Source organism: Verrucomicrobiia bacterium (assembly GCA_035629175.1).
In the GTDB taxonomy this organism is placed as follows: domain Bacteria; phylum Verrucomicrobiota; class Verrucomicrobiia; order Limisphaerales; family DASXHY01; genus DASXHY01.
In genome coordinates this window covers 1-20,773 of sequence record DASPIL010000069.1, presented here as the reverse complement: position 1 = coordinate 20,773, position 20,773 = coordinate 1, and the positions used below count along the sequence as shown (strand labels likewise).

Sequence of the window (20,773 nt, the reverse complement as noted above, 5' to 3'; positions counted from 1 at the left end):
ATGGCGATTGAGTTGGAAATTGCCGGGTCAGACGGCGTGCTCGTCCAATGCCAGGAAAGGGCCGCGCGCGACGCGCAGGCGCCTGCGAGAAACAGCATTGTCACCAAAAAGAAGTATCGAATTCTCAAAGCGGAAGCATTGTAGCTCCTGGGCCTCTCCGCACCAGACTTGAAGACGACTATTCCGGGTGATTCGGCCCTCGCCCCGGCCGCTGAGAAATGAAATTGGAATCGACACTGCCGTGCCCGTTTTGTTTATGGGTCTGCAGATGCCGAAATGGTTCAAGCTCGTCGTCGCCATCTGCCTGCTCCCGGTCTGCGCGGGCGCCGCTACTGCCGCGTTGCGTGTCATTCGGCAAAGCGGCGCCGCCGATGAAACGTGGGTGCCGTTTCTGGCTGGCGTTGCCTGCTGGATCATTATTTACGTTTTGCTGCCGCGGCCTATGTGGGTCTACGTCTTTGGGCATGAACTCACGCACGCACTCTGGACATGGTTGTTTGGCGGGCGGGTGAAGAAGTTCAAAACCAGTTCGACGGGCGGGCACGTCATCATCACGAAAACCAATTTCCTGATTGCGCTCGCACCTTACTTTTTCCCCTTATACGCGGCCTTGACGGTGCTGGTCTTCGTTGTGGGCGACTTCATCTGGAACTGGCAACCCTACCTCATGTGTTTCCACCTGGCCCTTGGCGGCGCCTACGCGTTTCACGTCAGCCTCACGGGCCACGTTCTTCAAACCCGACAGTCCGACATCACCAGCCAGGGTTATCTCTTTTCCGCAGTGGTCATCTTTCTCGGCAACGTGATCGTGCTACTCGTGGGAGTGCCACTGCTCGCGAATCGTATTCACGTGACGACGGCGCTGCTCTGGTGGCTTGCGGGAACGGAGGACGTCGTGCGGCGACTCGGCAGCTGGATGTAGGACTATTACGCATGTATTCCGCACTTGTGCGGTTGAATTCTGTCTTGATAAGCCCGCTCGCTTCAGGCGAAATGCGAAAGCGGAAAATTACGACCCTATGGATTTAGGCGACATTTTGACGAGTGATCAGATCCTCACCGATCTCAAAGCGACGGATCGGTGGCAGGCCATCGACGAGCTGATCAACACCCTGGTCGCCACGGGGCGGATCAAACCCGAGCACCACGACGCGATCGCTGCCGTCGTCAAAAAGCGCGAGTCCTCGATGAGCACTGGCATCGGCTTTGGCATTGGAATTCCGCACGCTTCCACGGATCTGATCTATGAAGTCGTTGGCGCCCTTGGCCGTTCAAAGACAGGCGTGAGCTTCGATGCCCTCGACAATCAGCCAGTGAACCTGGTGATGCTGTTCCTCGTTCCTCAAGGTCAGTTCCAAAAGCATCTGCACACTCTCGCGAACATCGCCAAGCTCCTGCACAAGGCTGAATTCCGCCAGGCCCTTGAACAGGCTCCCGACGCTGAATCGATGCTCAAGATCATCCGCGACCACGGTAAGCGTTAGGATTTTTCCCCTGCGTTCTTGAACCAGCGGAGCGCTGTTTCGTCCCTTTCCCTTCCTGTTCCAGGCTTGAAACTTCAAACCTGACCCTTGAATCTCGTTTCCCGTGTTACCTCACAAGCAAATTGAGTCTGCGCTGCAAGCAGCCGTGCAATCTGTCCTGCCGGATGCCGACATCTCCTCCGTCCTCGTGCGCCCATGCGATCCCAAGTTTGGCGATTACCAGTCGAACGCGCTGATGTCCCTTGCGAAGGCCCGCAAAATGAATCCGCGCCAGCTGGCGGCCGACGTCGTCAGCCGTCTCGAAGTCTCAGCTTGGTGCGAGACGGTTGAGATTGCGGGTGCCGGGTTTCTAAACTTCCGATTGAAGAACGATGCCGTTATTGAAACATTGCGATCGGCTGCGCGTGGCGAACACTTCTTCTTCACCAAGCCTTCGGCGCCACGCACCATCGTCATCGATTTCAGCTCGCCCAACGTGGCCAAACCGATGCATGTGGGCCATATCCGCTCCACTGGCATCGGGGATGCGCTTCAGCGGGTTTTCCGCTTGCTCGGGCACAGAACGATCAGCGACAACCATATCGGCGACTGGGGAACCCAGTTCGGCAAGTTGCTGCTCGGATGGAAACAGCTTTTGAATCGCGCCGCCCTCGAAGCGGATCCTATCGCCGAACTGGAGCGGCTTTATCAGGTCGTCAACGCCGAATGCGACGCCAGCCCTGAACGCCTCGCGGAAGCTAAGCAGGAGTTGGTGAAATTGCAGGGGGGCGACGCCGAAAATGTTGCGATCTGGAAGGAAATGATCCGCCTGTCCCAGGTTCAGTTTGACGCGATCTATGGACGGCTGGGTGTGAACTTCGACCACGCGCTGGGTGAGAGCTTTTACAATCCCTGGCTCGGCAACGTCGTGGCTGACTTGATGGAGCGGGGCATCGCAAGGGAGAGCGAGGGCGCGGTTGCTGTGTTCAGTGATGGCTCATTGCCTGCGAAAGAGGATCCTTTTCTGGTCAATCGCGATGGCGAATGGATTGCGGATCCTGCCTTGGTCCGGAAAAGCGATGGCGGATTCAATTACATGACCACCGACCTCGCGACCATTGACTATAGAATGAAGACGTGGTCGCCCGATGAAATCATCTACGTGGTGGATGACCGCCAAGCCCCGCATTTTCGAAAGCTGTTCCTCACGTTCAGCCGCTGGCAGCCCGAGGTTGCGCGGAAAGTGAAACTCGTCCATGTCGGCTTCGGTAAAATCATGGGCGAGGACGGAAAGCCTTTTAAGACGCGCTCTGGCGGAACCGTCAAGCTTGGTGAGTTGCTGGATGAGGCTGAGGAGCGAGCATTGGCCCTGGTTTCAGAAAAAAGTCCTGCCCTGCCTGAAGCTCACAGAAGGGAGATAGCGCGGGTGGTGGGCATTGGCGCTGTCAAATACGCCGACCTGCTGCCAAACCGGCAGAGTGATTACGTCTTCAGCTGGGACAAGATGCTGGCTTTAAACGGCAACACTGTCCCTTATCTTCAATACGCCTACGCCAGGATCCGCAGCATTTTCCGCAAGGCGGATTTGCCGGCGAACCATGAGTTTGATGTTTCGAATCTCACGTTGGAGGCACCTGAAGAACTTGTCCTGGCCAAGCACCTCTTGAATTTCGGAATCACCCTTGAAGCAGTTGTCGACGAACTGCGCCCCAATTTCCTTTGCAACTACCTGTACGCCCTTGCCGGCCAATTCACCGGGTTTTTCGAAAACTGTCCCGTTCTCAAAAGTGAAGGGCCTACACGGACCAGCAGGCTGCTCTTGTGTGACCTTACGGCGCGCGTTCTGAAGCAGGGGCTGGATACCCTAGGGATTGAGACTTTGGAACAGATGTAGGGGCCCTGCAGCGCGATCAGGTCAGTCTCATCGGCATCACGACATACAGGAACGGGCCATTAATTTTTACGACGCCCGGACTCAGTTCATCAATGAGTTCGATGTAGATCTCATCATTGGAAAGCGCGTTAAGGGGATCGATCAGGTACTTGGGATTAAAAGCGATCGCCATTTCCTTGCCCTTGTAGTTGATCGCAAGGCTTTCGCGCGCTTCGCCCACTTCAGGTGAATTGGCGGTAATCGCGAGGTTGTTTTTTCCGAAACTCAACTTCACGGAGTTGGACTTCTCGCTCGTCATGATTTCTGCCCGCTTCAACGCGTGCAAAAATTCCTCCCTCCCCAGCGCTACCCTTTCCTTCACTTCATTCGGGATCACCTGGCGGTAATTCGGATAGTTGCCTTCGATGAGCTTTGTGATGATCAGAACGTTGAATCCCTGTTCATTTCTGAGCGAAAACGACGCCTGATTTTCCGCATATCGAATTTCTACTTCTCCCTTTTCCTGCAACAGGCGGTTCAGCTCGCTCACCGCTTTGGATGGGATGATGAATTCACCCTGGCTCTGCTCCGATACATCCACTTCTTCGTCCACCATGGCCAGCCTTCTGCCATCGGTTGCCACCATTGTGACCTTGTGATCCTTAAGGCTCAGGAAAATTCCATTCAACACGTAGCGCGATTCGTCAGTCGACATTGCGAAGGCTGTTTTCTTCATCATGCCCCTCGCGGTTTCCTGATTCAGGGTCACCTTCTTGTCATCCTTAAACTTCGGCAATGGCGGAAACTCATCCGCGCTCAATCCGTTGATTTTATAGAAGGACGCTCCCGAGCGAATGCTCGTGGTGTTCTTGTCATCCACCTCCAGCTCGATGTCCGTATTCGTTAATTCCCTTACAATGCCGAACAATTTCTTCACCGGGACCGTGGTTGCGCCCGCTTTCGTTACCTTCGCTTCCACACTGCACACCACGGTCACGTCGAGATCCGTGGCGGTGAGTTCAAGACGATCCCCTTCCGCCCTGAGCAACACATTGGAAAGGATAGGCAACGTAGAACGCGAGCTGACGACATTCTGAACAGCCTGCAGACCGTTGATGATTTGATCCTTAGCAATGGTCAGGTTCATGAGTCGCTTAATAGATGATTCTTTAGCTGTACAAATCTCTTCTTAATATCGGGTGTGAATAAGGCAAACAATTGGGGGTGTCAAGGAATGACGGGGTAACGATCAATGTCGGCCCTGCGAAGAACTTTCTGAGCAACAAAGCACAATAGGTAGAAACCCGGTTTGTTGACATCATCCACAATCTGTTCACAGGTTCTTGGACCTCTTTTAACGACGTTGTGAGCGCCTGATGATGTGGGGGAGGACCTGTTCGACGTGCTCAACTTCGAGAAGAGAGGAATCGCGTCCGAGCGAGAATCGGACGAGAGCGTTGGAGAGAGATGGAGAAAAACCGAGAGCTTGAACCACATGCGAAGGTTCGAGGGAACCAGCGGAACAGGCGGAGCCGCTTGAAGCACATATACCTTCGATATCCAGGCCTGCCATCAAGGCGATGCTGTCTGTGTTCTCAACGACAAACGAAACCGTGTTGGGAAGGCGGTGTTCACGAGAGCCTGCAAAGTGAACTCCCGGAATGGATTCAGCAGACTGAATGAGTCGTTCGGAAAGTGGCGATAGGAAAGAAGCATCAAAAACGGGGCGAGGGACGAAGCGTTCCAGAGCTTCAACGAAACCGGCGACAGCTGCGACATTTTCGGTTCCGGCGCGGCGTTCGTTTTCATGCCCGCCGCCAAACAGGATGGGATCGGGCTGAAGAGGAGATCGGATGAACAAGGCACCCACTCCCTTCGGACCATGAAACTTGTGGGCGCAGATCGAAACAAGATCAGCCTCGAACTGATGAATGTTTGTGAAAGGCTGCTTTCCAAACCATTGGACGGCGTCGGTGTGGAAGATGATGCCCAAGTGGCGGCATAAAGCGCCGAGTTCAGCAACGGGCTGAATGGTTCCCACCTCATTGTTGGCCGCCATTATCGAGACAAGCACAGTGTCGGGACGAATAGCCGACTGCAAAGCGGCAGGAGAAACGCGGCCCGTGGAATCGACTGGCAGCAGCGTGACATCAAAGCCTTCTCGATCAGCGAGGTAACGACATGAGTGCAGGACGGCGTGATGCTCGATTGACGATGTGATGATGTGGCGCCCCTTCTTCTGAAGCATCCTGGCCGCTCCGAAGACGGCAAGATTTGCACTTTCAGTTCCGCCGCTGGTAAAGATCAGTTCGCTGGGCTTGCATCCAAGAATTGCAGCGCTGCGATCGCGAGCCTCGTCGAGATGAGCGCGTGCTGTGCGGCCCACGTGATGAATGCTCGAGGGATTGCCCCAAATGGTACCGAAGAACGGCATCATCGCGTCCCGGACGCTGGCATCGAGCGGCGTGGTGGCGTTGTAGTCGAAGTAAATGGTCCGCACAGGTCACGTGAAGAAGCCAGGTGGAACATCATCGTTCCTGGCAAAACGATCTTCGTTCCAAGGATCTGCGGTGTTCGAATACCCGCGGACTTCCCAGAAACCAAGGATGTCCTGATCCATGAAAGTGATCTCACGGACGAACTTGGCGCCCTTCCAGGCGTAGCGTTTTGGGATGATCACACGCGCGGGACCGCCATGGTCGGGAGTCAGCGGCTTTCCGTTCCACGAATGAGCCACCAGCACGTCATCATCCATGCAGACGTCGATGGGATTGTTGGTCGAATAGCCGTCGTAACTCTTGAAAAACACGTGAGTGGCAGAAGAAAGCGGTTTGACAAGGTCAGCGAGGGTGAAAAAAGCGACGCCTTCAAACTCCATGTCGAACTGGCTCCAGGTCGTGACACAATGAAAGTCGCTGACATCCTTGAACTGAGGCAGATCCATGAACTCAGACCAGGTCAAATTAACCGGGTTTTCGACCTTTCCTCCGATTTTGAGACGCCATTCCGTCAAAGAAACATCGGGACGGATTCCCAAATCAAGCACCGGGAAGTTCGTGACCTGCCTCTGGCCAGGAGGCAGGCGCTCCCCGGAGCGGGGCGATGTGGAAGCCGGTTTGCCAGCCATCTTCCTGGCCCAGCGCTCTTTCGCGGCGATGTATTTTTCCTTCATGTTCCTGCAGCGTTTGCCAAACAATCCCTTCAGCCGAGGCGGCTGTAAAGCGCGCAGCGGTTTTTCTAACGTCGACCCGTGCCGAACTCGCGATAAGTTTTTGGTTTCTCCCGCTGATCCGCCGCTTAGACTGCGCGCATGTTCAAGCCGACTGACTTGTTCGACCTCTCTCAAACGCAGCATGCCGCGATTTTCGAGGATGTGGATTTTTCCTGGCAGGCATTACAGAGGATCAAGGACTATATCGCGGCGCATATGAAGCCGGTGATTCTGGGGCGCGTGGAAGGGGAGGCGTTCATAGGGAAGGATGTCATGATCGGGGAAGGCACGGTGATCGAACCGGGAGCCATGATCAAGGGCCCGGCTATCATCGGGAAAAGCTGCCAGATCCGGCACAACGCCTATCTGCGCGAGAACGTGATCGTAGGCGATGACTGCGTCATTGGAAATTCGAGCGAGTTGAAGAATGCGTTGCTTCTGAACGGGGGCCAGGTGCCGCATTTTAATTACGTGGGGGATTCAATCCTCGGATACAAGGCGCACCTTGGCGCAGGCGTCATCCTTTCGAATCTCCGGTCACTGCCAGGAAACGTCCAGGTGCAGGCAGGCAGCGAACGGATCGATAGCGGGCTGCGGAAATTTGGAGCGCTCGTGGGAGATCGAGCCGATGTGGGTTGTAATTGCGTCCTGAATCCCGGAAGCATCATCGGCCGGGGATCCATCATCTATCCCGGCGTGAACTGGAGGGGTTGTTTGCCGCCGTCCAGCGTGGCGAAGAATCGGGCGGAGATCGCCGTCGTGGAACGGCAGTCGACCCCGGGACAGTAGGCCTACGCCGGAGCTACAGGTTCCACGCGCATCCGGTCAAGACAGGTACGCACCTGCATCAGGAGCTGCGTCGGAGTGAAAGGTTTCGAAAGGAAGCATGCGTCCTTGCGCAGCTGAACATTCGCGAGATCAGGCGTGTAACCCGACGTGAACAGGATGGGCAATCCAGGCTTCATGGCACGGATGCGCGTCGCGAGTTCGTCCCCCAGCAGGTTGCCGGGCATCATGATGTCGGTGAACAACAGGGCCACCTGGTCACGATGCGAATCAAACAGCTGCAACGCTTCCTTGCCCGATGAGGCCTCAAGGACCGTGTATCCGCTCCCGCGCAACAGCGATGTTGCCATGGATCGGACAATATCCTCATCTTCGACCAGGAGGATGCATTCATTTCCCGTCGCAGTCGTGGGTGGATGCTCAACAGGAGTCGCAGGACTCCATCCTTCGGTCGACGCGGGAAAATAGATGTGAAAGGACGTTCCCTCGCCAACCGCGGTTTGAATGTCGATGCAGCCGCGGTGTTGCTTGACGATCCCGTAAACGGTGGCGAGGCCAAGGCCTGTGCCCTTGCCGATTTCCTTAGTGGTGAAGAAAGGATCGAACACACGCGATACGTTTTCAGGGGGAATCCCGCAACCCGTATCCTTGACCACGAGACAGACGTACTGGCCGGGAACGATGTCGGCATGCCGCTGAACCGTTTCGCTGGTGAGCGTGGTCCGATGAACGTGAATGGAGAGCGTGCCGCCTCTAGGCATCGCGTCGCGAGCATTGATGGCAAGGTTCAGAATGATCTGTTCCATCATGCTGACATCCGCTTTCGTGGGCGGTACGTTTTGCTCGGTGGTGACATTCAACGAAATGTGATCGCCGAGGACGTGATGCAGCATTTCGGCCATGTTCGAAGTGACCTGATCCAACTGCAGCACCTGCGGCTTCAACACCTGCTTGCGGCTGAACGTCAGGAGCTGGCGGACCAGGCGGGTTGCCCGTTCAGCCGCGAGGGAGATCACTGTCAATGATCGCGCCTGGGTGGCGTTCGTGGACAATTGCGCCTGCAGCAGGGAGGTGTGGCCATGGATCGCCGTCAGAATGTTGTTGAAGTCGTGCGCCACTCCCGCAGCGAGCTGGCCCACCGCTTCCATTTTCTGCGACTGTCGCAGCTCGCTTTCGAGTTTCAGGTGGTCGGTGATGTCCTGAATGATCATCAACAGATGGGGCCCTGAACCGGATTCAAAAGGTTCAACCGAGAGCAGCGCATGGCGCTGTTGGCGGTCCAGGTTGCGGATCACGCAACTGCGATTCCGAATGGCGGGCTGCTGGCGAAGGGTCTGAATCAGCTCCTTTCCGAAATCCCGCTCCAACCACATGCCCAGCTGGTCAGGGGAACGATCAACAATGTCCTCGCGGGATCCGGCAAGCATTTGCAGGAAGGACTCGTTGGCGTCGATGAGCCGGTCCGTGTCGAGCGATTGGATCGCCAATGGAATTGGCGTCGCGTGGAATGCCTTGGAAAACCGCTCCTCAGAAAGTCGCATCACCCCTTCCGCTTCGATGCGCGCTGCGATTTCCTTCTTCAACTGCTCGTTCGCGGTCTCGAGCTCGGACGTGCGCTGGCGCACCAGGTTGTCCATGTTGTCCAGCTGCGAGCGCAATTGGCGGTTGAGGTGCCATTTGTCCGTGAGCGCATGGGCAAGTTGCAGAACCTCGACATTGTCAAAAGGCTTCTTGAGAACGACCAGGCTCGGAGAAAGGCCCAGTTTCCGGATCATTTCCTCCCACGAATAGTCTGAATACGCGGTGCAGATCACCACCTGCAGCTCGGGGTAGCTGTTCCAAAGATGTCCGATGGTTTCGACCCCGTCCCAGCCAGGAGGCATTCGGACGTCGACGAAAGCAACGGCGTAAGGTTCCTCTTCTTCAATGGCGCGTTTCACCATCTCCAGGCCTTCCTGTCCCTGGTAGGCGGAATCGATGCGGAAGCTCGTCCGAACAGAATCGACCGGCTCCTCGTCGAACAGCAGGGCTTTGGTCATCTCCAGTTCAGCGCTGTCGGCATCCTGGCCGCGAAGGATCTTGCGAATGTCGGCGTGAATGGCCGGGTTATCGTCGATGATGAGAATCCGTCCTGTGTGTCTTGCGGCTTCCATCATAAAACATTTTCAGTTTTCGGTTCCAGGGGGAGCGTGAGTGTAAATACCGCGCCGCGGCCTTCCCCTTCACTGGCGGCAGTCAGCGATCCGCCCATCTGCCGCGCATTGAGGGCGCCTATGTGCAACCCAAACCCATGACCGTCCTTGCGGGTGGTAAAGCCATGCGAAAAGATCCGCGTGAGGTTTGGCGCAGGTATGCCCACGCCGGTGTCCTGCACGACAATGCGAGCGCCGCCCGGATCCATCGGCTCGATGGAGACAGTCAGTCGGCGGCTGCCGGTATGGTTTTCAGTCATCGCGATGCGTGCGTTGCGAATCAAATTGATCAGGATCTGCAACGTCTTATGTCTATCGACAGTAACAATCGGTACTGGAGCAAAGTTGCGCACGACCTCCACTCCAGCCCGTTCCATCGCCGCCTGCTCAATTCGCAACGCGTCTTCGACGGCGTCCGCAAGGGCGATTCTCTCGAGCACGCCTGAAATTCTCGCGTAGCTTTGTTGCATGGCCACAATGTCGTTGATGTGCTCGACATTTCGCGCCAGCTGCGAGAGCTCGTTGACATAGAAATCCCGTTCCCGCGACAGCTGGCCCGAGACCTGGACAATGGCCTGGGGGATCAGCCGTCCTTTCGGATGTTCGGTCAGGAACGAACCCAGATTGCCGTTCTGCTCGGACATCAGCGCAGCCAGGCGGTTGAGTGTCCGCAGCTCCGATTGGCTGAGACGATCCCGCAAGAGGCCCGCCGAGACGTTTACACTGTTGAGGACATTGCCAACATTATGCAGCACGCCAGTCGCGACCTCAGCCATGCCGGCCTGCCGGGAAGCTTCCAGCAGCTGCTGGTGCAGCTGGTTCAACTCCGCAGCCGCAGCCTTTTGGCTGGTTACGTCCAGGAGGATGCCGCGAACACTGAGGGGCTTGTCCTGCTCGATGACAAAGACCCCGCTTTCCCGGATCCAGACCACGCGATCGTCGGAAGAGATCATCCGGTAATCGTAACTGTAGGGTTGCTGCAGCTCGACCACCTGTTTGCATCGCTGCACCGCTTCCACGCGATCTTCGGGATGAACATGACGCTCCCAGAAATTCGAGTCTGAAATCCATTCTTCTGGCGAATAGCCAAGGATGCGTTCGCTCTGGCGGCTCACATACGCGAAGGCGGCACGGGCGGGATCCCATTCCCACACAATTCCGTCGAGCGAGTTGACTAGGCTTTCCAGCTTCTGCTGCGAAAGTGTCAGGGCAGCGTCCTGCGCCTGAATTCGGCTCACCATGCGATTGAACGCTCCTGCAAGGGCTCCCAGTTCGTCGGCGTGATTGGCCACCGACGAGCGCATGGAATAGTCATGCCTTTCACCCACGGTGCTCGCAGTTGCAGCGAGGCTCTGGATCGGGTCCGTGATGAAGCGGCAGAAGCGGCTGGATAAAAGACCAGCCAGGAGCACGGAAACGGTGACGACTGCGATCGAGATCAATCCGTAAAAACGCAGCAACTTCAAGAGCCCGCCGCGGTAATCAGACCGCAGGTAAAGCTTCCCCACTTCCTTGCCGTCAAGGACCACAGGCTGCGTGAAAAGAAGATCGCCGCCAACGAAGCGGTAAACCCCCGGCGGCGGGTAGGCAGCAAGGTCATCGCGCGAGCGAAACCGCGCATCCAGGGCCATTGTCCGACTTGTTAGAGCGGCGCTGAGCACAGTGGGCTTGGCGATCAGTGATCCAAGCACCTCCTCGGCGGCATGCTGATCATTGAAAGCCAGCGCCGCGGTGCTGTTGTTGGCGACAATGGAAGCGAGCGTTGCAGTATCGCGCTGGAATGCAGACCTGAACGTGACCATTTGAAACACGAACAACGCACCGGCCGCCGAAAGCAGAACCGCGCCGCAAATCGCAAGCGTCATCAGCAGAAGCTTGCGTTGGATGGGCAGGTCTTTGAAGGAGCGCATTTCAACGAGGGGAACTGCCGCGGGCCGGAGTGACAACCGTTGCAATGTTCAGCAGCTTGGAACTGATTTGCAGACCCGCCGTCTGCGCCGCAGCCGGATTGACTTCCATCCGGACGCTGTCGCGAACCACGAGATTTACCATGACCCCTCGTTCCAATGCCTTGGGCGAGTCCGCGACGAGCAGCGTGGGCTTTCCGCTCATCGATGCCACCCACTCGTCGAGCCGATCCCGCTCGGCGCGGCTGATGAAGAGAATTTGACAATCAGGCGCGGGTTCCCCGGCACGGACGCGTTTCACGACGAGTTCCCTGCCGCGAACGATCTCACTTCGCACCACTTCGTCCAGGATTCCACCAAGCGGATCCTCACCCGCTATTGAAATGACAAACGGCGCGTTCGTGCTGGCAAAGGATTTCTCCGGCCATTCAATGAACTTGGTAAAATTGAACAGGAACACGGCCTTGATCTGATACTCGCCCGCAGAACGCGGCTCAGCCCCGCGCAGCGAAGGCAGCAGCAGGCCGGCGCTCAGCAGGAGCAAAAGTCCTGCGCGCAGCGCTCGACCAGGATTGCGGGTAAGGTGCACGCTAGAATCTCCAGGTCAGTTTGCACCGCAGTTGCCGGCCATCCTGGCGCAATGAGCGCTGGACGAATTCCATCGACGCAGGATCGCTGTAACGCGTGTCGAGCAGGTTATAGACACTCACGGACGCATCCAGTCCTGGCAGGAGCTCCCGGCTGAAGAGGGTCGTATTGAGCAGGCAGAGCCCGTTCACAGGCGGACCACCCAGAGTCTTTCTCCTGCTCATGATTTGAAGTTCCGCGGAAGCAAAAACTTTCTTGCGCCAGATGGGAACGGCGATGTTGAGCTTGCCCAAATGTTCGGGGGAGTTGGCCAGGCGGCTGGAATCGGAATCGTCGTATGCGTCCGCAAACGTGTAGCTGGCGCGACCCTGGATGCCGCTCTCGTAAAAAGCCGTGAGGCCGAGTTCGACGCCTTGGGCAGTCGCGGTTTCCATGTTCGCGAAACCATCCTCGCTGTCGGTGATCAGGTTCTTCAGCTCGTTTCGGAATACAGCCGCGGAAGCTCTCCAGGTGCGTCCCAATTCGTGTTCGTAGATGATTTCGTAGGAGCGTACAGTTTCAGGTTCAAGGCCCAGGCTGCTCGGCGGGGTCGGCCAGTCGTAGTAATTCTCGCTGGCGTTCGGCGCACGGTAGGCCTCTCCGTACAACAGTTTCCAGGTTCCCGGATCCCACGGGCGATAAATCAACGCCGCGCGGGGATTCAAGGTCTCGCCGCCGACCGCGTAATAATCATACCGAAGGCCCGCAGTCAGCGTGAGTTCGGGCAGGATGCGGAATTCGTCTTGCAGGAAAAGCCCCGCGAAATATCCGTCCTGCTGCGTGTTGAGATAAGTCGCAGCGGGGGCAAGATCGCGATTGATCAGCGTCAAATCAAAATCGTAACGCGCTTCTGCTCCCAGCGTGAGAAGGTGCTTGTCGTAAATCTCGCGGCTGACCTGAATCTCTCCACCAAACGACTGGGAACGATCGAGGTCGAAGTTCACCGTCGAAGGATTTCCCTCCACATCCGGCTCGTAATCGGATGGGTAATAGCCGTCGTACCGATAGTAGTCATAGTATACGCGAGCCATGAGCTTCCAGTCGTCCTCAAAGGTGTGTTCGAGCTTCAGGCTGGCGAACGCGCGATCGTCGTAAATGCGGAAACGGCGGTCGTTGAAAATGATCGGGGATTCAGGAAGCGTGTAAGCGAGCGTGGGAACGCGTTTGAAGCGATCCACATAACCGACCTCGAGCGTCAGCGCCTTCCAGCTCACCTGCCCAAGCGCGCTACGCGACCAGCCGTCGTCCATGTTCCTGGCGATTCCATTGTCCAGGTGTGAGAACTCGGGAAATGACAGGCGAGGATTTCCATCGCTCCCGTACACGGAACCCGAGAACAGGAACTCCACCCCGTTCGTCAGCCGGGTTCCATAACTCAGGCGGCCTGTGTAGGTGTCGAACGTGCCATACGATCCGGAAACTTCGGCCCCGCCCATCGTCGCGCCGCGGCGGGTGACCACATTGACGATTCCAAAAAACGCATTGTTGCCGTAAAGCGTCGATCCCGGCCCGCGGATCACTTCGATGCGCTCGATCAGGTCGATATCCAGAATGAAGTCGCGATCCACCGAGGTGCTATCGAACATGGCATCGTTCAACCGATGCCCATTCACGGTGATGAGGGTGCGGCCGCTGTAGTCGCCGGGGCGGTTGAATCCGCGGACTCCAAGGAAGCTGTAGCTGCGATCATGAGTCACAACCAGGCCAGGAACCGATCGAAGCGCCTCGCCGAGGGTTCGCCAGCCATGCAACTGAACCTCCTCGCGGGTAAGAACGGTCACATTTGCCGGTGCATCTCGTAATTTTTGCTCGTGTTTCGCAGCCCCGACAACAGTGTCAACGCGCAACGAAGCCAGGCTTTCGAGGCTCAGCTCCTTCAATTCGCTGAGACCAGGTCCGCCCCAAGTGGTGAAACCTGAAAGGCCCACCGCCAGTACAGCAGCCAGCGCGTGCCCCGGAAACGGGCAATGCTTCAGCGCCGATCTTGTTCTCTTTCGCTCCATTGTCGTCGTGTACTCGATGTGAATGGCACAAAGGTGTCGGCCGGAACGCTGCCCGGCTGAAGCGGAATACCCCTTGTTTGCACGGGTTTGCCGAACGTTTGGGGCGAGTTTTTATTTCGCTCATGGCGGCCGGAACGGCATATTGGGCGCGGTGATATCGCCAGTCGAAGTTCAACCCTCCGGTTTCGATTACCTCGCGACGGTCGAGAAGATTTTCTCGGCGACAGGCGTGCTGTCGCGCGCCCGGAATTTTGAATACCGGCCACAGCAACAGGCGATGGCACTCGCAGTGGCGCGGGCGCTCCAGGAGGGTGAGCACCTGGCGGTTGAGGCAGGAACGGGCGTGGGCAAAAGCCTGGCCTACCTGATTCCAGCCATCCTGTTCGCGGTCAAAAACAAGAAGAAGGCCGTCGTGTCCACGCATACGATCAATCTGCAGGAACAATTGATCGAGAAGGACCTGCCCATGTTGACGTCTGTGCTCGGCGCCATGGACGAACCCCTGCAATTCAGCTATTGCATGCTCAAAGGGCGCGGAAATTACCTCTGCACCCGCAGACTTCAAAAAGCGCTGCAACAGACAGGAAATCTTTTTACCTCCTCGGAGGCAGCCGAGTTGAACCGCATCGCACGCTGGGCAGCAACAACCGAAAACGGGAGCGTGTCTGATTTCGAGATCGAGCCCGACCCAAAGGTTTGGGCACAGGTTTGTTCCGAAAAGGGGCTCTGTTCGTCCAAGAAATGCGGCTATCAATCCGACTTTGCACGAGATCATCCTGTCTGCTTTTATCAGCGCGCCCGCAGGCAGTATCTCAGTTCTGATGTGCTGGTCTTGAACCATACGCTTTTCTTCACCCTTCTCGGCCTGAGCGACGAGGATGCCGACAGCAAAGGCATTCTGTTTCCGAACGACTTTGTCATCTTCGATGAGGCGCACACGATGGAGAGCGTGGCTTCGAAACACATTGGATTGAGCGTCGCGAACGGCCAGGTGCGGTATGCGCTGCACCGATTGTGGAATCCGACGACGAAAAAGGGCCTGCTTGCGACGGTCAAAGGGAAGGCGGCGCTGCTCGTCGAAACACTGCTGGATGAGACAGAGCGGTTCTTTGGGAATGTGGAGGACGCGTGCGAAACGATTCACCAGGCCGCCAACCGCAGGCCGGGAGCCACGGCGCTGCGGAATTGGAGCGAGTTGCGGGTGCGCCGGCCAGAACTGGTGGAGGATAGCGTAACGCTGCCGTTGCAAAGTTTGCGCGAGGCTGTGAGTGAACTGATCCGGCTGAGCGATGACAAGGAAAGCGGCGAAGAACTCCGCGAATGCAACCTTCGCCTGGCCGAGTTGCGCGAAGAGGTCGCCATGTTCCTCGAGCAAAGCGCACGCGGCCACGTGTATTGGGTTGAACGTTCGGGGAAAACGCAGCGGAATCTTGCGCTGAATGCCGCGCCCGTCGACGTCGCCGAATACCTGCGGCAAAGGCTCTTCCGCAGCAACACCTCCATCATCATGACCAGCGCAACGCTGGCGACGCGCGCGGGCCAGGCCAGCAGTGAGGGAACCGAAGCCGCGGAATCGATGCCAGCTCAAGGCCGGCGGCGTCTCGCATCTAAGCAGTCCGATGCCACCAACAGCAGTTCACCACTCCACTATTTTACGCATCGGGTGGGTGCGGAATCAGCGATCCAATTGCAGGTTGGAACGCCGTTCGATTACGCGAGGCAGATGAAGCTGTTTGTGGTCAAGCGCATGCCCGACCCGCGCGATTCGACCTACGCTTCGGCCCTGCAGCACTGGATTGAGACGTTTATCCGCAGGACGCACGGAAAGGCATTCGTCCTGTTCACGAGCTATAAGTTGATGCAGGACATAGGAAACCGCATGGAGCCGTTTTTCCGTGAACTCGGAATTCCCTGTTTCATCCAGGGCACAGGAACTCCCCGTTCCGTGATGCTCGAGAGATTCAAGGAGGATGTGGATTCGGTCCTGTTCGGCACAGACAGTTTCTGGCAGGGAGTTGATGTGCCAGGGGAGGCGTTGAGCAATGTCATTATAACGCGCCTGCCCTTTGCTGTTCCCGATCATCCGTTGATTGAAGCAAGGATTGAGGCGATCGAGGCGCGAGGCGGAAATTCGTTTGGTGAATTCTCCCTGCCCGAGGCGATCCTCAAATTTCGACAGGGGGTGGGACGATTGATCCGAACGAAGTCGGATTCAGGAATTGTTGTGGTTTTGGATAATCGAATCCTGATGAAGCAATATGGGCAGGCGTTCATTGACGCCATGCCCCAGTGCCCGATGGAAATCGTTTAGCGCGATTCAGATCATTGGCCGAATCACGCCGCGGATGCCATTCGCAAACGCAGTTTGCGCAGCGCGATTTCCTGAATCTGGCGAATGCGCTCGCGGGTCAGTCCAAAGTGCTCGCCGACTTCCTCAAGCGTTTTCTCATTTCCGCCTTCGTTCAGACCAAAGCGCAGCGTGAGAATGCGCCGTTCCCGTTCGTCGAGCGTAGCCAGCGCGTCTTGCACGGACGACAGTTCGGCTTCCTTGTCGAGCCGGTCGTACGGAGCGGCGGCGTTCGTGTCCGCAACCATCTCGGAAACCGAACTCGATTCGTCCTCACCCACTGGAGAATCCAGCGAAACAGGTGACCTCGACGCGTCGCGATACTGCTGAATGCGGCGTGGATTGATCCCCAACTCGTCCGCCACTTCCTCGTCGCTGGGTTCACGGCCGAGCGCGTCGCGCAGGCGGGTCTCAGCGCGCCGGATGTGCGCCACTTTGTCGACAACGTGCACAGGCAAACGGATCGTCTTGGACTGGTTGGCAAGCGCCCTTTTGATCGCCTGCTTGATCCACCACGACGCATATGTCGAAAGTTTGGCTCCCTTGGTCGGGTCGAAGCGCTCGACGCCCTTGATCAGGCCGATGTTTCCCTCGTTGATGAGGTCAAGCAGCGGCAATCCCAGGTTTTCGTAATCGCGCGCGATCTTCACCACCAGGCGAAGGTTGGCTTTGATCATGGCTTCGCGGGCGGTCTCGTCGCCTTCGTGGATCCGTTCAGCCAGGGTGATCTCTTCCTGCGGGGTCAGCAGTTTGACCTGGCCAATTTCTCGCAGATACAGGTGGAGAGTATCAGTTCGCTCGGCTGGAAATTGCAGGACCTCTGCCCCCTGACCGCTCTTCTTCTCAGCTGCAACAGCATCTGTCGCTGATTTATCTGTGGTATCAAAGCGAGGGGTATCGGCCGCCGCCCGTGCGGGACCTCGGCGATGTCGGGGATTTTGTTCGCGCGCGCGGCGCTGTTTTCGTTCGCTTGTCTTCATGGTTCTATCGCTGTTGTCAGCCTGTCACACTCCGATAGTTGGCCGTTTAGTCAAGTATCAGTATAAAAAAACTTTGATCGGTCAAGCCGCTTGAGTTCGAGGCGACGTCGCACCGAGCAGATCGTATGTGCCCTGAACGGCGTCCTTGAGCACTTCCAGGCTGTTTTTGATGCGAGCTTCGGCAAGCAAGCCCTGGTAGTAGGCATCGAGCATTCTCGCTTTTCCCACGGCATCAGGAGCATTGATCAACCCTGCAGCATGGGCGTCGCGAATTGCGGATTCGAGGTACTTGCGTTTTTGTTCAAGAATCGACTGGACGCGATCACGAAGGTCGATCTCTTGTGTGCAGATTTCCGATCCCAGCGTGTGCAGGGGACAACCCAGAACGGAACCGCACTTCTTCTTTAAACTTGCCTGGAGCTCAATGCCGTACTCGCAGTAACGGCGCAAGCGTTCCAGAGGTGGCACGGTGGGGGAAAACAGACTGTCCAGCTCGGGACGGCGGCGGCTCCAGGCGTCATCCAGCGCAGCAATGGCCAGGTCAGCCTTGGAGTCAAAAAAATAGTAGAAGCTGCCTTTTTTGACGGCTGCCTTCTCGCAGATTTGGTCAATCGTGGTGCTGCCGTATGAGCCAGTCCAGATCAACTCCAGAACTGCCTCCATCAACCGCATTTTAGCGTCACTACAGCGTCCCATAAATTTTCAACACGAAATAAGGTCCGGCGAAATCGTGTCGCAGGCAACCGAATGAACCATAGAACCCTTGACCAAATAGTCAAATTGCAAAGCTCCGCGAAGGGGGGAAACACCCAATTCCGCGCCGAGGCGTAGCGTGGTTGCATCGCGGGACGGTAGCAGCCTATGAAAGCAGTTTTGCCCTTGTTTATTTTTGTGGACGCGTGCGGATGGGAAATCATCCGCAACGATCCGTTCGTGCGGAACTGCGCTCCGATTCGGAAACGACTGACCTCGGTTTTTGGCTACAGTTCAGCGTGTGTCCCTTCCATCCTTTCGGGGCGCTGGCCCGATGATCATCGCAACTGGTGTTACTTCGTTTACGATCCGGAACGCTCACCGTTTCAGCCGTTGAAGGTGCTGGAGAAGCTCCCCGCCGCCCTGACGAGCCGCCGGATTTTTCGCCGCTGGCTCTCCAAATGGGTCAAGGCGCGGCTGGAATTCCGCGGCTACTTCGATCTTTACAACATTCCGTTCAAGCACATCTCGCTTTACGACTTCTCGGAAAAGAAAAACCCGTTGCAGCCCGGCGGGATGAATTGCGGCTCGAACATCTTCGATTTCCTCGAGGAGCGGAATATTCCCTACCACGTGAGCGCCCCGGAACGTTCCGAAACAGAGAATCGCGACGCGCTGATCGCCGATCTTAAAACGGAACGGATAGACTTCGCGTTTCTGTATTGGGCCGGGCTCGACGGCCTGCTGCACATGGTTGGAAACCAATCGCCCGCCGTGCAGACCAAGCTCCGCGAATACGAAGAGTGGATCAGTTCCATTCTCGAAGCGGCGGAGGATCATTACGACGAGATTCGCCTTTATGTATTCAGCGACCATGGAATGGCCAATTGCGACGAGTTGCTTGACCTGAAGAAGGTCATCGAAGCTCTGCCCCTGGCTTTCGGGAAGGACTATGCCGTCGTTTACGATTCCACGATGGCCCGTTTCTGGTTCTTCAACGATCAAGCTCGCGAGCAAGTTTCTGCAGCGCTTGGCGCTGTGCCGCAGGGACGAATCCTCCCTGACAGCGAATTGAAGGAATTGCGAACTCACTTTGCGGATCGCTACTTCGGCGAACTCATTTTTCTGGTGCGACAGGGCGTTTTGATTGTGCCGAGCCACATGGGTGAAAGGCCGATTCGGGCGATGCATGGGTACCACCCCGCTGAATCGCAGAGTTACGCAGCACTTTGCACGAATCAAGCCGGCCTGCCGGATGACATCAATGCCATCCCTGACGTTTTCAGGCTAATGACCCGCGATGCGGAACTCGCGCACGCGCGCAACGCGGGAGAACCCGAAAATGAAGCTTCTTCCGAGGAAATGGAAGTGCAGCTGCAGTGACGGCAACGATTGAACGTGTTTCAAGTCCATGGACCCGATGGTTTCAATAATTGTTCGATCCTTTAATGAAGCGTGGGCTTTGCGTGAAACCTTGCCCGCGCTTCAGGAACAGGAATATCGAAAGTGGGAACTGATCGTGATCGATTCCGGCTCGAGCGATGGGTCAGTGGAACTCATTCAGCGAGCGCGGCCCCGATACTTCATCCAGATCAAGCCTGAGGAATACAATCCCAGCCGTGTCATGAATCTGGGAATGAAGCTCACGTCATCGGACTTCGCGATATTCCTCAACGCCGATGCAACGCCGCAAAATTCGAACTGGTTGCGGCCGCTCGTAGACGGGTTGCAGGATCCAAGGATCGCTGCGGTTTTTGGCAAACAGATTCCACGTCCTGGATGCCGTGCGGTTTTTGCCCATGACTACGAACGGTGCTTCGGCCCTTCGCGGGAATCCGCCCAGTGGGAACATTTCTTCAGCATGGCCAACAGTGGAATACGGAAGGATGTGTGGTCTCAGCGAGGGTTTCTGGAAGCGATGCAATATTCGGAGGATGACGAATACACGCGCTGGTGCTGCGCGCAGGGATATCGCGTCCTGTATGTACCGGAATCCGTGGTCATGCATTCGCACAACTATTCGCCTCAGCAGGCTTTTAAACGCAGCTATGGCGAGGCACGCGCGCTCGCGGCGGTTTGGACGGGCAAGGAGGACGAGATCAACTGGCCCGCGACGGTTCTGCTGGGCTGGCTGAATGATGCACGCCGCGATTTCGGTTACTGCCTGAGAACGCGCCAGTTGAGCGAATGGCCGCATGCTCTTGCCATCCGCTGGCAACAACGCAGGGCGAAGCTGCGCGGTTTTCGGGAGGGATGGAAACATTATCGCAACGGCCTCGTCCAGGCGTGACTCTCCGCGTGTCATCTGAACCCCCGGGCCGCGGCATTCTGAGGTCGGAACTGCAACACTTTCGCTCCGAGAATACCCAGCAGCGTTTTACAATCGATGGCAGCAACGCTCTCGAGGCGCGCCTTTCGGCGCTTTGCGATGAAGTCCTCGAGGGTGTCCAGAAGATCGTGCCGGCAGCCAAACTGGACGCTGTCGTGCTGGGCGGCGGGTATGGGCGCGGACAGGGTGGAGTGTTGCGCACGAGGACAGGAGACGAGCCCTATAATGATTTGGAGTTCTACGTCTTCCTGAACGGAAACCGCTTGTTAAATGAACGTCGATTCGGGCGCGCTTTGCACATGTTGGGCGAAGAGATGTCGCCAGACGCAGGGCTGCATGTCGAATTCAAGATCGATGCGCTG

General features: G+C 56.8%; 18 protein-coding genes. 9 read left to right on the top strand and 9 right to left on the bottom strand.

Going from position 1 to position 20,773, the window contains the following annotated elements; translation table 11 throughout:
* The 4 genes from VEH04_12355 (at position 1) to argS (ending at position 3,357) form a co-directional block, all read left to right on the top strand.
* Complete coding sequence (locus VEH04_12355; GenBank protein HYG23569.1) at positions 1 to 144, top strand: hypothetical protein; 144 nt, start codon at positions 1 to 3, stop codon at positions 142 to 144.
* A 97-nt stretch (positions 145 to 241) separates the two neighbouring features.
* Positions 242 to 922: a M50 family metallopeptidase gene (locus tag VEH04_12350; GenBank protein ID HYG23568.1), complete on the top strand. Its 681-nt coding sequence runs from the start codon at positions 242 to 244 to the stop codon at positions 920 to 922.
* A 97-nt stretch (positions 923 to 1,019) separates the two neighbouring features.
* Complete coding sequence (locus VEH04_12345; GenBank protein ID HYG23567.1) at positions 1,020 to 1,484, top strand: PTS sugar transporter subunit IIA; 465 nt, start codon at positions 1,020 to 1,022, stop codon at positions 1,482 to 1,484.
* A 103-nt stretch (positions 1,485 to 1,587) separates the two neighbouring features.
* Positions 1,588 to 3,357: an arginine--tRNA ligase gene (gene argS / locus VEH04_12340; protein HYG23566.1), complete on the top strand. Its 1,770-nt coding sequence runs from the start codon at positions 1,588 to 1,590 to the stop codon at positions 3,355 to 3,357.
* A 16-nt stretch (positions 3,358 to 3,373) separates the two neighbouring features.
* Here the strand turns inward: argS and dnaN are convergent, their stop codons facing one another.
* The 3 genes from dnaN to VEH04_12325 form a co-directional block, all read right to left on the bottom strand.
* Positions 3,374 to 4,483, bottom strand: a complete 1,110-nt coding sequence (gene dnaN / locus VEH04_12335; GenBank protein HYG23565.1) for a DNA polymerase III subunit beta — start codon at positions 4,481 to 4,483, stop codon at positions 3,374 to 3,376.
* A gap of 207 nt (positions 4,484 to 4,690) precedes the next feature.
* A complete protein-coding gene (locus VEH04_12330; protein ID HYG23564.1) occupies positions 4,691 to 5,836 on the bottom strand; it encodes a cysteine desulfurase family protein in 1,146 nt (381 codons plus the stop codon).
* Positions 5,837 to 5,839: 3 nt separating this feature from the next.
* Positions 5,840 to 6,508 (bottom strand): sulfite oxidase-like oxidoreductase, encoded by a 669-nt coding sequence (locus VEH04_12325; protein HYG23563.1) that lies wholly within the window; start codon positions 6,506 to 6,508, stop codon positions 5,840 to 5,842.
* Positions 6,509 to 6,646: 138 nt separating this feature from the next.
* Between VEH04_12325 and VEH04_12320 the strand changes: the two genes are divergently transcribed.
* Positions 6,647 to 7,336: a UDP-N-acetylglucosamine diphosphorylase gene (locus VEH04_12320; GenBank protein HYG23562.1), complete on the top strand. Its 690-nt coding sequence runs from the start codon at positions 6,647 to 6,649 to the stop codon at positions 7,334 to 7,336.
* 2 nt (positions 7,337 to 7,338) lie between these two features.
* Here the strand turns inward: VEH04_12320 and VEH04_12315 are convergent, their stop codons facing one another.
* The 4 genes from VEH04_12315 to VEH04_12300 are packed head-to-tail and all read right to left on the bottom strand — an operon-like array spanning position 7,339 to position 13,987.
* Entirely contained in the window at positions 7,339 to 9,489 is a 2,151-nt protein-coding gene (locus VEH04_12315) for a response regulator (GenBank protein ID HYG23561.1), read from the bottom strand.
* A complete protein-coding gene (locus tag VEH04_12310) occupies positions 9,486 to 11,435 on the bottom strand; it encodes a PAS domain-containing protein (protein ID HYG23560.1) in 1,950 nt (649 codons plus the stop codon). The genes VEH04_12315 and VEH04_12310 overlap by 4 nt, the downstream gene beginning before the upstream one ends.
* A 1-nt stretch (position 11,436) precedes the next feature.
* Positions 11,437 to 12,021, bottom strand: coding sequence for a YfiR family protein (locus VEH04_12305; GenBank protein ID HYG23559.1), 585 nt, complete (start codon positions 12,019 to 12,021; stop codon positions 11,437 to 11,439).
* A 1-nt stretch (position 12,022) separates the two neighbouring features.
* Positions 12,023 to 13,987, bottom strand: coding sequence for a TonB-dependent receptor (locus VEH04_12300; protein ID HYG23558.1), 1,965 nt, complete (start codon positions 13,985 to 13,987; stop codon positions 12,023 to 12,025).
* Positions 13,988 to 14,084: 97 nt separating this feature from the next.
* Between VEH04_12300 and VEH04_12295 the strand changes: the two genes are divergently transcribed.
* Positions 14,085 to 16,373, top strand: coding sequence for a helicase C-terminal domain-containing protein (locus tag VEH04_12295; GenBank protein ID HYG23557.1), 2,289 nt, complete (start codon positions 14,085 to 14,087; stop codon positions 16,371 to 16,373).
* 23 nt (positions 16,374 to 16,396) lie between these two features.
* On the opposite strand, the gene VEH04_12290 is transcribed toward VEH04_12295, so the two are convergent.
* Entirely contained in the window at positions 16,397 to 17,389 is a 993-nt protein-coding gene (locus tag VEH04_12290) for a sigma-70 family RNA polymerase sigma factor (GenBank protein HYG23556.1), read from the bottom strand.
* Positions 17,390 to 17,470: 81 nt separating this feature from the next.
* Complete coding sequence (locus tag VEH04_12285) at positions 17,471 to 18,085, bottom strand: TetR/AcrR family transcriptional regulator (GenBank protein ID HYG23555.1); 615 nt, start codon at positions 18,083 to 18,085, stop codon at positions 17,471 to 17,473.
* A gap of 165 nt (positions 18,086 to 18,250) precedes the next feature.
* On the opposite strand from VEH04_12285, the gene VEH04_12280 reads away from it, so the two are divergent.
* From VEH04_12280 to VEH04_12270, 3 genes are all read left to right on the top strand, one after another.
* Positions 18,251 to 19,465 carry an alkaline phosphatase family protein gene (locus VEH04_12280; GenBank protein HYG23554.1) on the top strand — a complete coding sequence of 405 codons (1,215 nt, stop codon included), beginning with the start codon at positions 18,251 to 18,253 and terminating at the stop codon, positions 19,463 to 19,465.
* A 28-nt stretch (positions 19,466 to 19,493) separates the two neighbouring features.
* Complete coding sequence (locus VEH04_12275; protein ID HYG23553.1) at positions 19,494 to 20,372, top strand: glycosyltransferase; 879 nt, start codon at positions 19,494 to 19,496, stop codon at positions 20,370 to 20,372.
* An 8-nt stretch (positions 20,373 to 20,380) separates the two neighbouring features.
* Positions 20,381 to 20,773 (top strand): hypothetical protein (locus tag VEH04_12270; GenBank protein HYG23552.1); only part of this gene is annotated, 393 nt, incomplete at its 3' end.